The sequence below is a fragment of the Propioniferax innocua genome, assembly GCF_006716235.1.
Classification (GTDB): Bacteria; Actinomycetota; Actinomycetes; order Propionibacteriales; family Propionibacteriaceae; genus Propioniferax; species Propioniferax innocua.
On record NZ_VFOR01000005.1, the window covers coordinates 26316 to 39143 of the forward strand.

General features: G+C 65.1%; 12 protein-coding genes. 7 read left to right on the forward strand and 5 right to left on the reverse strand.

Going from position 1 to position 12828, the window contains the following annotated elements:
- Nucleotides 1-53: 53 nt before the first annotated feature.
- From hisF to ilvD, 4 genes are all read left to right on the forward strand, one after another.
- Nucleotides 54-833: an imidazole glycerol phosphate synthase subunit HisF gene (gene hisF / locus FB460_RS12640; RefSeq protein ID WP_142094567.1), complete on the forward strand. Its 780-nt coding sequence runs from the start codon at nucleotides 54-56 to the stop codon at nucleotides 831-833.
- Nucleotides 830-1765 (forward strand): NAD(P)-dependent oxidoreductase, encoded by a 936-nt coding sequence (locus FB460_RS12645; protein ID WP_142094568.1) that lies wholly within the window; start codon nucleotides 830-832, stop codon nucleotides 1763-1765. The genes hisF and FB460_RS12645 overlap by 4 nt, the downstream gene beginning before the upstream one ends.
- Complete coding sequence (locus FB460_RS12650; protein WP_142094569.1) at nucleotides 1762-3000, forward strand: glycosyltransferase 87 family protein; 1239 nt, start codon at nucleotides 1762-1764, stop codon at nucleotides 2998-3000. The genes FB460_RS12645 and FB460_RS12650 overlap by 4 nt, the downstream gene beginning before the upstream one ends.
- 71 nt (nucleotides 3001-3071) lie before the next feature.
- Entirely contained in the window at nucleotides 3072-4760 is a 1689-nt protein-coding gene (gene ilvD / locus FB460_RS12655; RefSeq protein WP_142094570.1) for a dihydroxy-acid dehydratase, read from the forward strand.
- Nucleotides 4761-4946: 186 nt separating this feature from the next.
- Here ilvD and FB460_RS12660 read toward each other — a convergent pair whose 3' ends face one another.
- Both FB460_RS12660 and FB460_RS12665 read right to left on the reverse strand, forming a co-directional pair.
- Entirely contained in the window at nucleotides 4947-5057 is a 111-nt protein-coding gene (locus FB460_RS12660; protein WP_142094571.1) for a methionine/alanine import family NSS transporter small subunit, read from the reverse strand.
- Entirely contained in the window at nucleotides 5054-6640 is a 1587-nt protein-coding gene (locus tag FB460_RS12665) for a sodium-dependent transporter (protein WP_142094572.1), read from the reverse strand. The genes FB460_RS12660 and FB460_RS12665 overlap by 4 nt, the downstream gene beginning before the upstream one ends.
- A 369-nt stretch (nucleotides 6641-7009) precedes the next feature.
- Here FB460_RS12665 and FB460_RS12670 point away from each other — a divergent pair, with 369 nt between their 5' ends.
- The 3 genes from FB460_RS12670 to ilvC all read left to right on the forward strand — a co-directional run bounded on the left by FB460_RS12670 (nucleotide 7010) and on the right by ilvC (nucleotide 10491).
- Nucleotides 7010-8728 carry an acetolactate synthase large subunit gene (locus FB460_RS12670; RefSeq protein WP_142094616.1) on the forward strand — a complete coding sequence of 573 codons (1719 nt, stop codon included), beginning with the start codon at nucleotides 7010-7012 and terminating at the stop codon, nucleotides 8726-8728.
- A complete protein-coding gene (gene ilvN, locus FB460_RS12675) occupies nucleotides 8725-9252 on the forward strand; it encodes an acetolactate synthase small subunit (protein ID WP_281281854.1) in 528 nt (175 codons plus the stop codon). Before FB460_RS12670 ends, ilvN begins: the two co-directional genes overlap by 4 nt.
- Nucleotides 9253-9471: 219 nt before the next feature.
- Nucleotides 9472-10491 carry a ketol-acid reductoisomerase gene (gene ilvC, locus FB460_RS12680; RefSeq protein WP_142094574.1) on the forward strand — a complete coding sequence of 340 codons (1020 nt, stop codon included), beginning with the start codon at nucleotides 9472-9474 and terminating at the stop codon, nucleotides 10489-10491.
- Nucleotides 10492-10581: 90 nt separating this feature from the next.
- On the opposite strand, the gene FB460_RS12685 is transcribed toward ilvC, so the two are convergent.
- From FB460_RS12685 to FB460_RS12695, 3 genes are all read right to left on the reverse strand, one after another.
- Nucleotides 10582-11139, reverse strand: a complete 558-nt coding sequence (locus FB460_RS12685) for a hypothetical protein (protein WP_142094575.1) — start codon at nucleotides 11137-11139, stop codon at nucleotides 10582-10584.
- Between the two features lie 61 nt (nucleotides 11140-11200).
- Nucleotides 11201-11761: an O-methyltransferase gene (locus FB460_RS12690; RefSeq protein ID WP_142094576.1), complete on the reverse strand. Its 561-nt coding sequence runs from the start codon at nucleotides 11759-11761 to the stop codon at nucleotides 11201-11203.
- A 4-nt stretch (nucleotides 11762-11765) separates the two neighbouring features.
- The gene (locus tag FB460_RS12695) at nucleotides 11766-12806 is read right to left on the reverse strand and encodes a 3-isopropylmalate dehydrogenase (protein WP_142094617.1); all 1041 of its coding nucleotides are present in this window, start codon (nucleotides 12804-12806) and stop codon (nucleotides 11766-11768) included.
- Nucleotides 12807-12828: the final 22 nt, after the last annotated feature.

A 12828-nucleotide genomic window follows, 5' to 3' on the forward strand; every position in this document is an offset into this window, starting at 1 on the left:
GGCTCGACCCGGTACCGTGACCGCAAAGTCAACCCGGCGGTCAGGGGAACGAGATGAGTGTGGCGATTCGTGTGATCGCGTGCCTGGATGTGCACGACGGCCGAGTGGTGAAGGGCGTCAACTTCACCAATCTGCGGGACGCCGGTGACCCGGTGGAACTCGCCGCGGCCTACGGGAATGCGGGCGTCGACGAACTGACGTTCCTCGACATCTCGGCCTCGTCGCAGGGACGCGCCACCACGCGTGCAGTCGTTGCCCGAACTGCCGAGACCGTCTTCGTTCCGCTGACCGTGGGGGGTGGTGTGCGGAGTGTCGATGATGTGGACGCGTTGCTGCGCACCGGCGCCGACAAGGTCTCGATCAACACCGCTGCGATCAGGCGTCCCGAGTTGATCTCGGAGATAGCCGAGCGATTCGGCAACCAGGTGTTGGTGCTGTCGGTCGACGCACGTCGTGAGGCGGGGCAGCCGTCCGGCTATGGCGTCACCACCCATGGAGGTACCGAGAGCGCAGGCCTCGATGCAATCGCGTGGGCCAGGCAGGCCTGCGAACTCGGCGTCGGTGAGGTCCTGCTGAACTCCATGGACGCCGATGGCACCACCAATGGCTTCGACCTGGAGATGCTCGCCGATGTCCGCGCCGCAGTGGATGTTCCCCTCATCGCCTCCGGCGGTGCCGGTGCGGTGGAGCACTTCGTGCAGGCCGCACAGGCTGGGGCTGATGCGATCCTGGCCGCCAGCGTCTTCCACTTCGGGAAGGTGGCGGTCGCCGACGTGAAGTCGGCCCTGGCTGACGCCGGATTCCCCGTTCGATTGGAAGGAGCCAGCACATGACCCGCACCGCATGGGTGCCCCACGAGTCGGTCGACGCCGCAGCCGCCGCATTGGGTGGCATCCCCGAAGGGCTCCGCGTCGTTCCGTTCCCCGACGCCGACCAGCTGCCGGAGGATCCGGCCTTGGTCGAGTTCCTCGTGCAGCCGTATTTCTCCGGGGCGCGGGCTCTGGCACGTGTCGACGAGATGGTGAACCTCGAGGTCGTGCAGCTGCAGTCCGCCGGCTATGAGGACGTGTTGCCCGCGGTCCCCGAGGGGGTGCGGTTGGCGAACGGCCGTGGCGTCCATGACACCGCCACGGCTGAGATCGCGCTCGGCCTCATGATCGCCCATGGCCGCAATATCGACGTGGCCGCCCGGAACCAGAGTGCCGGACGCTGGGAGCCGATGCCCGGACGCAGCATCGCCGACAAGCACATCCTGCTCGTCGGGCCCGGCAATATCGGACGTGCCATCCAGCAACGGCTCGAGGTCTTCGAGCCTGCGAGCATCACGCTGGTGGCCCGCACCGCACGCGACGGTATCCATGCCTTCACCGATCTCGACGATCTGCTGCCGAAGGCCGACATCGTCGTTCTCGCTTGCCCACTGACCGATGACACCCGGCATCTCCTCGACGCCGAGAGGCTCGCGTTGTTGCACGATGACGCGCTCGTGGTGAATGTTGCCCGGGGACCGGTCGTCGACACCGAGGCCCTCATCGCCGAGAACGGGCGGATCGGGGCGGCCATGGATGTGGTCGATCCCGAGCCCCTGCCGCCGGAGCACCCGTTGTGGACCACGCCCCGGGTGCTCATCAGCCCCCACGTGGGTGGCATGGCCGACTGCTTCGAACGGCGGCGTGACAAGCTCCTCGCCGCTTCACTGCGTGCCTGGCTCGCGGGGGAGCGCCTGCCCGCGGAGATCGACCTCGCAGGTTCTGCACGTCGATGAGTATGACGCGGGCGTATGCCGCCCGATGGGCGTTGGAGTTCCTGCCGGCCGGCATCGTCGCATTCGCGTTGTTGCCGTGGATCATCGCCAGCGGTGATGCTGTGCCGTGGCGTCCGGCGATGCTCGATCTCGAGGTCTATCGGGTCACCGTGGCTGACCTGCTCGGCGGTGGCGACATCTATGAAACGCGCGCCTCCATCGCCCATCTTCCCTTCATCTATCCGCCCATCGCGGCCATTGTGATGGTGCCGTTCGGTGTGTTGCCCTCGGCGGTACTGCAGGTGGTGTGGACCCTCGGTGGGTTGTTCGCGCAATGGGTCGTGCTGAAACGATGCGGTGTTGGACGCGGGGTTCCCATGGCGTGGGCAATGGTGACCCTCGTTCTCGCGGTCGAACCGATCCGTACAACGCTCGGCTACGGCCAGATCAACACCATGTTGATGGCGCTCGTCGTGGCCGATCTGCTCCCGCATCCACAGCGTCGGCGCTGGTTTCCCGCTGGTACCTGGATCGGGCTGGCCGCTGCGGTGAAGCTCACCCCGTTGCTGTTCGTCGTGCTGCTGTTCGCCGTTCGGCGCTGGCGTCACGCCTGGGGTGCACTGGCTTCCTTCGGTTTCCTCACAGGATTCGGCGCGCTCATCCTGCCCCATGAAAGTCTCGCGTTCGTGCGCAAGGTCGTGACCGGTGACATGTATGGCGACCCGGTCTATTCGGGGAATCAGTCCTTGGCCGCATTCGCCGATCGGGAGTTCGGTTCGGTGTGGGCCGGTCTTGCCTTCCTCGGGCTCGCGGGGCTGTTGGCCCTTGGCGCGGTGTACATCGGTGCGGTGTTGTGGGATCGCTCGACGGACCCCGGAACTCGCTGGGCCCACCGCGTCTGGGTGGTCGGTCTGGTGGGGCTGACCACATGCCTGGTCTCACCGATCTCCTGGACCCATCATCATGTGTGGCTCGTGCCATTGGCGCTGGGCGCTCTGGCTGGGGGACTGCCGCTGGTGATCCGCGTGGCGTCGTTGCTGTGGTCGGGGTGGGTGGCTCTGTGCATCCCTCTCACGTTCCTTCCTTACGGTGAGGGACGCGAGCTCGAGTTCACCTGGTATCAACGCATCGCTGTGGAGGTGACACCGGTGCTCGGAGTCGGCATCCTGCTGCTCTCCCTGGTGTGGACGTTCCGGGGCGCACGAGGGGGCGTCCGGTCGGCGGTGTCTCCGGTGGGGCGTCGCATCGCGCTGTGATGCGCTGTGGGTTCTGGGTCCGGGCTGTGGGCGTGCTCGTCGTGGTCGGTTCGCGGGGATAGATTGTGGCCATGGTCGATCACCCGGATATCAAGCCCCGTTCCCGCGCCGTCACCGATGGTCTCGAATCCACTGCTGCTCGCGGCATGCTGCGTGCGGTGGGCATGGGCGATGACGATTTCGCGAAGCCGCAGATCGGTGTCGCCTCGAGCTGGAATGAGATCACCCCGTGCAACCTTTCCTTGGATCGGCTCGCGAAGGCGGTCAAGGACGGCGTCCATGCCGGTGGTGGCTATCCGTTGGAGTTCGGGACCATCTCGGTCTCCGATGGCATCTCCATGGGGCATGAGGGCATGCATTATTCGCTGGTCTCGCGTGAGGTCATTGCCGATTCGGTCGAGACGGTGATGTCGGCCGAGCGTCTGGACGGATCGGTGCTGCTGGCCGGATGCGACAAATCCCTGCCCGGCATGCTGATGGCCGCTGCTCGGCTGGACCTGGCGTCGGTCTTCCTCTATGCCGGTTCGACCCTGCCCGGCAAGGTCGGTGACAAGGATGTCACGATCATCGATGCCTTTGAGGCTGTGGGTGCCTGCGTGAAGGGACTTATCAGTCGTGAGGAGGTGACCGAGGTCGAGAAGGCCATCTGTCCCGGTGAAGGTGCCTGCGGCGGCATGTACACCGCGAACACCATGGCCTCGGCCGCTGAGGCGCTGGGCATGTCCCTGCCCGGTTCTGCGGCACCGCCGGCTGTGGATCGGCGTCGCGACGGCTTCGCCCGGCGCTCCGGCGAGGCGGTGGTGGAGATGTTGCGCCGCGGCATCACCGCGCGTGACATCCTCACCAAGGAGGCCTTCGAGAATGCGATCGCCGTGGTCATGGCCTTCGGTGGTTCCACAAATGCGGTGCTGCACCTGCTCGCGATCGCCAATGAGGCCGAAGTCGCACTCACTCTGGACGACTTCTCCCGCATCGGCGCGAAGGTTCCCCATCTGGGCGACCTCAAGCCTTTCGGCCGCTATGTGATGAGCGACGTGGACCGCGTGGGCGGTGTGCCGGTCATCATGAAGGCCTTGCTCGAGGCCGGTCTCATGCACGGTGACGTGCTCACCGTCACTGGCAGGACCATGGCCGAGAATCTCGCCGACATCACCCCACCGGCGCTGGACGGTGACATCCTGCGTCCGATCGACGAACCCATTCACCCCTCGGGCGGTATCACGATCCTGCACGGCAATCTTGCCCCCGAGGGTGCGGTGGTCAAGAGCGCTGGCTTCGACACCGATGTCATCACCGGCACTGCCCGGGTCTTCGACGGTGAGCGTGCTGCCATGGATGCGCTCGAGGATGGCGGCATCGATCATGGCGATGTCGTCGTCATCCGTTACGAGGGCCCGCGTGGCGGCCCTGGTATGCGAGAGATGCTTGCGATCACTGGTGCCATCAAGGGGGCGGGTCTGGGCAAGGACGTCATGCTCATCACTGACGGTCGCTTCTCTGGTGGAACGACGGGCCTGTGTGTCGGCCACATCGCCCCCGAAGCCACCGATGGTGGCCCCATTGCCCTGGTGGAGGACGGCGACCAGATCACCTTGGATGTCGCGAAGGGAAGCCTGACGGTGGATCTCTCCGACGAGGAGCTCGCCGCCCGCCGGGAACGTTGGACCGCGCCCGAGCCGCCGGCCCGCGCCCGTCGAGGCGTCCTGGCCAAGTACGCCGCGACCGTGCAGTCCGCGGCGGTGGGAGCCGTCTGTAGCTGAGCGGTTGGTGCTGACTGCAACGGCCCGGGACCTGTTGGGGTCCCGGGCCGTTGCATGTTCAGGGCCGTTGCATGTTCAGGGCCGTTGTGCAGCATCTGAGGGCCTGCCACGCTCGGTGATGTGTCGATCATGGATCAGATGCTGCATTGCGACAGCTGTCATGGCCGTATCAGGGTTGGGGGATGATCAATCGTCCTCGGGGTCGGGGTTCCTCATGAGGTTGGCGAGTGCCACGGCGAGGCCGCCCCAGACGATCAGCATGGTGATGAGCATCATCGAGATGGCGATGGGAGTCATGCCTGAACCTCCGATTCGTCGTTGCTGGAGTTGGTTTCGGTGCCGTCACCGTCGTCGGGGGCGACGTCCTCGTGAGTGTGCTGGGTGTGTAGCGCCGAGCGCCCATGCCAAGGGATGAAACTCAGGAGCACCGCTCCCACGATGAGGGAGGCGCTCATACCCCAGCCGAACACGCCGAGGAACCAGCCGGGGTAGCCCTCGTAGCCCTCGGTGGCGAACTCGATGAGCTTCTGCGCCACGAGCACCGCGAGCACCACCGGGGTGACGCCACCGAGAAGGAACCGGAACAGGCCACCGACCTTGATGTTGGAGATCGCGTTCACGTGGTCGGACATCGGGCGGAGACGGCGCAGGACCCAGCCCACGACGACCAACGCCACGACGGCGGCGCCGGCGATACCGATCGCGTTGACGAATGCGTCAGTGGTGTCGAGGAGGGACAGGCCGGTCGTGGTGGAGAAGAACAGGATCGACAAGGTCGCCAAAGCGCCACCGACCACCAAGGTGCTCGGAACACGGCTCCAGCCGGTCTTGTCGGCCACGGCGGCGATGACGACCTCGGAAAGGGAGACGACCGAGGTGAAGCCAGCGATCACCAGGCTGCCGAAGAACAGCACACCGAGCAGGTTCCCCATCGGGGCTGCGTTGAGGATCGTGGGGAACACCACGAAGGCCAGGCCGATGCCCTGAGTGGCCACCTCGTCGACGCCGACGCCGAGATTGCTGGCCATGAAGCCGAGGGTTGCAAACACACCGATGCCACACAGGATCTCGAAGCTCGAGTTGGCGAATCCCACGGTGAAGGCCGAACCGGTCAGATTGGTGCGGCGTTTCATGTAGGAGGCGTAGGTGACCATGATGCCGAACCCGATCGACAACGAGAAGAAGATCTGGGTGTAGGCGGCGATCCACACGCTGGCGTCGAGCAGTGCCGAGAAGTCGGGGGTGAAGAAGGCGTTGAGGCCAGTCGCGGCGCCCGGCAGCGTCAAGGCGATGATCACGAGCGCGCCGAAGGCCAGCAACAGGATCGGGATGAAGATCTGTGAGACACGGCCCAGACCCTTCTGGACGCCGGTGGCGAGGATCGCGAGCACGATGACCCAGATCAGGATCATCGGGAACAGGACGCCGGGAACAAAGTCGAGTCCGGGCGCCACTGTGTCCGACACCTGGAGGTAATCGCTCATCATGAAGGTTTCGGGGTCATCACCCCAGGCTTTGGTGAACGCGAAGAAGGTGTAGCTGAGCGACCACCCGATGATCGCGGCGTAGTAGATGGTGATGACCGCAGCGACGCCGACCTGCCACCAGCCGATGGGTTCGGCGGCGCGGTGGATGCGTCGATATGAGACCGGGGCCGATCCGCGGAATCGGTGTCCGATCGCGAATTCGTAGATCAGGTAGGGGATGCCCGCGGTCAGCAGGGCCACCAGATAGGGGATCAGGAAGGCCCCACCGCCGTTCTCATAGGCCTGGTAGGGGAAGCGCCAGATGTTTCCCAACCCCACTGCGCTTCCGACGGCGGCGAAGATGAAGGCACTACGTCCTCCGAAACTCTGACGTTTTCTGGTGTCGGCTGCCATGCAGAGACCTCCTCAGGTACGGCGCGGTCAACGTTGACCACATGTGCGGCCTCATTGTTGCTGATTTTCGGGGTGATGTGCGTCACGTCCCGTGACCGATGTCAAAACGTGACACAGCCTGGACACGAATCCATCGTGCGGCATACTGCTTGCCATGAGTACGGCAATTCTCGTAATCATGCAGCGTGTCGGCTGAGTCAACAGCTCCGTCGACGCGCTCCCTCGCCTACCCGATCGGTAGCGAGGGTTTTTTGTTATGGGAGAGCCCCATGACAAACCGGTGTGAAAGGGACAACCGTGAGTATCACCGAAACCGATCCGGTGGGATCCGGGGGTGCGACGCTTCCAGCGCCGCGGCAACGGGTGACCATGCCGGGTGCCCACATCTTGGTGAACGCCCTTGAGCGGGCCGGGGCCGAGGTCATCTTCGGCATTCCCGGTGGGGCGATTCTCCCCGCCTATGATCCGCTCTATGACGCCGAAGGCGTCCGGCACATCCTCGTCCGACACGAGCAGGGTGCGGGGCACGCCGCCGAGGGCTACGCGATGGCGTCCGGACGCGTTGGTGTCTGCATGGCGACATCGGGACCCGGAGCCACGAATCTGGTGACGCCCTTGGCCGATGCCCACATGGACTCGGTGCCGATCGTGGCGATCACCGGTCAGGTGGGGAGCGGGTCCATCGGGACTGACGCCTTCCAGGAGGCCGACATCCGCGGCATCACCATGCCGATCACCAAACACAACTTCCTGGTGCACCGTCCCGAGGACATCGCGCAGGCGGTGGCCGAGGCATTCCACATCGCCTCGACCGGTCGCCCCGGCCCGGTGTTGGTCGACATCACCAAGGACGCGCTGGTGGCAGAAGGCGAGTTCATCTGGCCCGAGACCATCGACATCCCCGGCTACAAACCGACGCGACGGCCGCATCGGCGTCAGGTGCGTGAGGCGGCGCGGGAGATCTGTGAGGCGACACGTCCGGTGTTCTATCTGGGCGGTGGCGTCATCAAGGCAGACGCCGTCGACGAAATCCAAGGACTGGTGGAGCAGACGCAGATCCCCGTCGTCACCACTCTCATGGCCCGGGGCGCGTATCCCGATTCGTCGGATCTGCACATGGGCATGCCCGGAATGCACGGGACCGTCGCGGCGGTGGGGGCGCTGCAGCGTGCCGATCTGTTGATCGCGCTCGGCACACGGTTCGATGACCGGGTGACCGGCAAGCTCGACACCTTCGCGCCCAACGCCCGCGTCATCCATGCTGACGTCGACCCTGCGGAGATCTCGAAGAACCGTAACGCCGAGGTGCCGATCGTCGGTGACTGCCGGGAGGTCATCACCGCACTGCGTGAGCACCTCGACGAGGTCGACACCTCGCGGTGGGATCCGTGGCGGCGAACACTGGCGACCATGAAGGCCAAATTCCCGACCAGCTGGGAGGCGTGGGAGGACGGCAGCCTGTCGCCGCAGTACGTGATCAAGCGCATCGGTGAGCTCAGCGGTCCGGACGCGTGGTTCGCCTCGGGTGTGGGCCAGCATCAGATGTGGTGTGCGCACTTTCTTCCGCATGAGAAACCGCGATGGATGAACTCCGGTGGCCTGGGCACGATGGGGTACTGCGTGCCGGCGGCCATGGGGGCCAAGGTCGCCCAGCCCGACGCCATCGTGTGGGGCATCGACGGCGACGGATGCTTCCAGATGACCAACCAGGAGCTGGTCACCTGTGCTCTGGAAGGCATCCCGGTCAAGATCGCGGTCATCAACAACGAGTCATTGGGCATGGTCCGCCAGTGGCAGACGCTGTTCTACGAGGGCAGGTACTCCAACACCAACCTGCAGTCGACTCGGATCCCCGACTTCCCGAAGCTCGCCGAGGCGATGGGGTGCGTCGGACTCCGTGCCACACATATCGATGAGGTGGATGCCGTCATCGAGCAGGCCCTGGCCATTGACGACCGTCCTGTGGTGGTGGAGTTCGTCGTGCACAAGGACGCCATGGTGTGGCCGATGGTTGCCGCTGGCACGAGCAATGACGACATCCAGGTGGCCAAGGACATGGCGCCGGAATGGGAAGAGGAGGAGCTGTGACCGCTGAACGCCACACCCTCGCCGTGCAGGTGATGAACCGCCCCGGCGTGCTGACGCGCGTCGCCGCGTTGTTCTCGCGGCGTGGGTTCAATATCGAGTCCTTGGCCGTGGGGCCCACCGAGCGTCCCGAGATATCGCGCATCACCCTGGTCGCCATCGTCGATGATGTGATCCTCGAGCAGCTCAACAAACAGCTCAACAAGCTCGTGGAGGTGCTCAAGGTCGTCGAACTCGACGAGAGCGCCGTGCGTCGTCGGCTCGCGCTGATCAAGGTGCGGGCCACCATCGACACCCGGCAACAGGTGCTCGAGGTCGTGCAGATGTTCCGCTGCAAGGTGGTGGACGTGGCCACCGATTCGGTCATCATCGAGGCCACCGGAAGCCGGCAGAAGCTCGAGGCCCTCCTCGACATGCTGGAACCGTTCGGTGTCAAGGAGATCGCGCAGTCCGGTCAGGTGGCGCTCTCGCGTGGCAACCGGTCGATCTCCGACAAACCCCGCCATCCCCACAAGTTGATCGTCTGATGCCACTTGGCATGAGTGGTCTGAGGACAGGAGTGGTCTGAGGACAGGAGTGGTCTGAGGGATGGTACCGGCTCCGTGGCCGGTGCAGACCCTCAATACTGACTCGTACAGATCAACGAATTCTTCCGAAGAACCAAAGCAATCAAGAACGCACCAAAGCAATCAAGAACGCACCAAAGCAATCAAGAACGCAAAGGAAACGTGATCACAGTGGCCAATATGTTCCACGACGCAGACGCAGATCTGTCCATCATCCAGAATCGTTCGGTCGCCATCATCGGCTATGGCTCGCAGGGCCATGCGCATGCTCTCTCGCTGCGTGACTCGGGTGTGGATGTCCGTGTGGGTCTGCGGGAGGGATCCAAGAGCCGTGAACGCGCCGAGGCCGAGGGCCTGCGGGTCGTGACCCCGGCCGAGGCGGCTGCCGAGGCCGACCTCATTGCGATCCTCGCCCCCGACCAGGTGCAGGCCGATCTCTATGCTGAGGCCGTCGAGCCGCATCTCACCGAGGGCAAGGCCCTGTTCTTCTCGCACGGATTCAACATCCGCTACGGATTCATCCAGCCGCCGGCGAACGTCGATGTGTGCATGGTCGCCCCCAAGGGGCCCGGCCATCTCGTGCGCCGCGAGTACGTCGACGGTCGTGGCGTCCCGGTGCTTGTCGCTGTGGAACAGGACGCCTCCGGTGGCGCCAAGGACCTCGCACTGTCGTACGCCAAGGCCATTGGCGGCCTGCGTGCCGGGGGTATCGAGACCACGTTCACCGAGGAGACCGAGACGGATCTGTTCGGTGAGCAGGCCGTTCTCTGTGGTGGTGCCTCGGCTCTGATCCAGGCCGGTTTCGAGACACTCGTCGAGGCCGGCTACCAGCCCGAGGTCGCCTACTTCGAGTGTCTCCACGAGTTGAAGCTGATCGTCGACCTCATGTACGAGGGCGGTATCGCCAAGCAGCGTTGGTCGTGCTCCGACACCGCGGAGTTCGGCGACTACGTCTCCGGCCCGCGCGTGATCGATGACCACGTGCGCGCCACCATGAAGGATGTCTTGGGCGATATCCAGAACGGGACCTTCGCACAGCGTTTCATGGACGATCAGCGGGCCGGGGCCCCGGAGTTCAAGAAGTTCCGTGAGGAGAGCGAGAAGCACCCCATCGAGAAGACAGGCAAGGAGCTCCGCTCGATGATGGCCTGGATCAAGTCCGGTGACGATGACTACGTCGAGGGGACTGCCCAGCGCTGATGCACTGAGGCCGACGCATGAGAAGGAGGCACTCGCCCATCACGGGCGGGTGCCTCCTTCTCATGCGGTGTCCCGTGTCGCGCCGTGGCTTCAGCGTTCGCTCACATCGAGCTGGATGATGGTGTCGCCACTTTCGGCGCGGGCTGTGGTGACGGTCCACGCCTTGTCGGGGGACTGTTTCTCAGGAGCGTTCTCGTCGGTCATGACGCAGAAACGAGAAAGTCCCGGTTCGGTTTTCAACGTGCTCGGCGCATGCTCGACGCAGCCGCCGAAGTCTTCCTTGAGCTGTTTGACCGTGTCCTTCGCAACGGACTTGGGGAGCCGGAAGCGTGCGCTCATCGACCACTTGCCCGATTCGGTGTAATGCCCGCCCAGGAGTTCTGCCTCCGGAGGCAGGTCCGTCCCGGCCACCGCGGTCACGTTCTCCTGCGTGATCGGATCACACACATAGCCGGTGAGGTCATTGGTGCAGGTGGAGCCGTACTCGTTGCGGAAGGAGAAACCCGGCACACCCCAGCGCCCAGCGAGGTTCAGGACGACTGCGATGGTCACGATCACGATGGCCACGATGATGGCTGTGCCGATCGCGACACGCTTGCGGCGGGCCTTGCGCTCCTTGATGCGGGCGTCGAGATGTGGGGTTGTCATGATGCTCCATCCTGCCCCGTCCACACTCCCGGTTCCGAATGAAGCCGATGCTTGTTACCAATCAGATACGCGCATCGCGGGACTTCGTTGCCACGATGGCGCAGGCGTCGCTGCTGACTGGAACCTCGGCCGCCACCAGGCGTGGATCATCGAGCCAGCAGTGGCGCACCGGATCGTAGCTGGAGGTGAAGCCACGCGGAGCCAGATCGTCGATCACCGCGATACCACCCGGGCGCAGGAGGTCGATCATGGCGCCGCTGACGTCCTGACGTGCGACGGCTTCCCCCGCACTGAGCAGGGCGAAGGGCCCATGTTCGGCCAGGTCGCTCCAGTCTCCGTGCAACACGGTGATCGCGTCGGATCCGAAGACGTCCAGAGCCCGCCGGGCGAGACCGGCGTCGGATTCGACGGTGAAAACCTCGAGGTCGGAGGGGGCGCCCCACCGAAGCCATGCCGCGCCGACCCCGCAGCCGGTGCCGAAATCGGCGATGGGGCCATCGGCACTGGCTGCGAGTGTGGCGAGCAGGCGTCCGGTCTCGGTGCGGGTCGTGTCCACGAACCCGGCCTCGAGACTGGCACGCAACGCACGTGTGACGATGCCGGGGAGCCTCTCTGTGGTCATGAGATCAACCGAGGCGGTCGGCGATGGCGTCGCCGATCTGGCTGGTGGTGAGCGATCCCGGTCCGGACGCCAGGTGTGCAGCCACGGCGTCGCGGATCTGTGATGCCGCATCGCCGAGCCGGAGGTGTTCGGCGAGCAGGGCTGCTGAGAGGATCGCCGCCGTCGGGTCGGCGAGACCTCGGCCTGCGATGTCGGGGGCCGATCCGTGCACGGGCTCGAACATCGACGGGAAGGCGCCGGTCGGGTTGATGTTGCCGCTGGCGGCCAGACCGATGCCGCCGGTCACGGCTCCGGCGAGGTCGGTCACGATGTCGCCGAACAGGTTGTCGGTGACGATGACGTCGAAGCGGGCGGGGTCGGTGACCAGGTGGATCATGGCCGCGTCGATGTGTGCGTAGTCGACGGTGACGTCGGGATACTCCGCCCCGACCTCGGCCACCACGCGGCGCCAGAGGCCGCCGGCGTTCACCAGCACGTTGTGCTTGTGCAGCAGGGTGAGATGCCCGTTTCGGGCGGCGGCGCGGGCGAAGGCGTCGCGCACGACGCGTTCGACACCGAAGGCGGTGTTGACGCTGACCTCGGTGGCGATCTCATGGGGCGTGCCGGCACGTACGACGCCACCGTTGCCGCAGTACAAGCCCTCGGTACCCTCACGGACGACGACGAGGTCGATCGGGGCTTCGTTGGTGATGCTCTCGGAGAGCACTCCGTCGACGCCGGGGAACAGCCGCGCCGGGCGCAGATTCACGTAGTGGTCGAAGGCGAAGCGCAGCCTCAGCAGGAAGCCACGTTCGACGAGACCGCTCGGCACATCGGTGGCTCCGGGTTCGGCACCGACCGCGCCGAGCAGGATGGCGTCGGCCTTTGCGAGTTCGGCGATGTCATCTGCGGGGTAGATCTCCCCGTCGCGGCGGTAGCGATCCGCACCCAGATCGAACTCCGTGGTGGTGAATGCATCGGTGCCGACGGCCGCGCCGAGCACCTTCACAGCCTCACGCGTCACCTCGGGGCCGATGCCGTCGCCGCCGATCACGGCGATGTTCACCGATCGGGTACCGCTGTCGCCC

What these genes read in the sequence shown, in the direction of transcription:
- FB460_RS12685 (WP_142094575.1), bottom strand. Translation starts at nt 11,139, where the DNA reads ATGACAACCCCACATCTCGACGCCCGCATCAAGGAGCGCAAGGCCCGC.
- ilvC (WP_142094574.1), top strand. Translation starts at nt 9,472, where the DNA reads ATGTTCCACGACGCAGACGCAGATCTGTCCATCATCCAGAATCGTTCG.
- FB460_RS12670 (WP_142094616.1), top strand. Translation starts at nt 7,010, where the DNA reads ATGCCGGGTGCCCACATCTTGGTGAACGCCCTTGAGCGGGCCGGGGCC.
- FB460_RS12665 (WP_142094572.1), bottom strand. Translation starts at nt 6,640, where the DNA reads ATGGCAGCCGACACCAGAAAACGTCAGAGTTTCGGAGGACGTAGTGCC.
- FB460_RS12660 (WP_142094571.1), bottom strand. Translation starts at nt 5,057, where the DNA reads ATGACTCCCATCGCCATCTCGATGATGCTCATCACCATGCTGATCGTC.
- hisF (WP_142094567.1), top strand. Translation starts at nt 54, where the DNA reads ATGAGTGTGGCGATTCGTGTGATCGCGTGCCTGGATGTGCACGACGGC.
- FB460_RS12645 (WP_142094568.1), top strand. Translation starts at nt 830, where the DNA reads ATGACCCGCACCGCATGGGTGCCCCACGAGTCGGTCGACGCCGCAGCC.
- FB460_RS12650 (WP_142094569.1), top strand. Translation starts at nt 1,762, where the DNA reads ATGAGTATGACGCGGGCGTATGCCGCCCGATGGGCGTTGGAGTTCCTG.
- ilvD (WP_142094570.1), top strand. Translation starts at nt 3,072, where the DNA reads ATGGTCGATCACCCGGATATCAAGCCCCGTTCCCGCGCCGTCACCGAT.
- FB460_RS12690 (WP_142094576.1), bottom strand. Translation starts at nt 11,761, where the DNA reads ATGACCACAGAGAGGCTCCCCGGCATCGTCACACGTGCGTTGCGTGCC.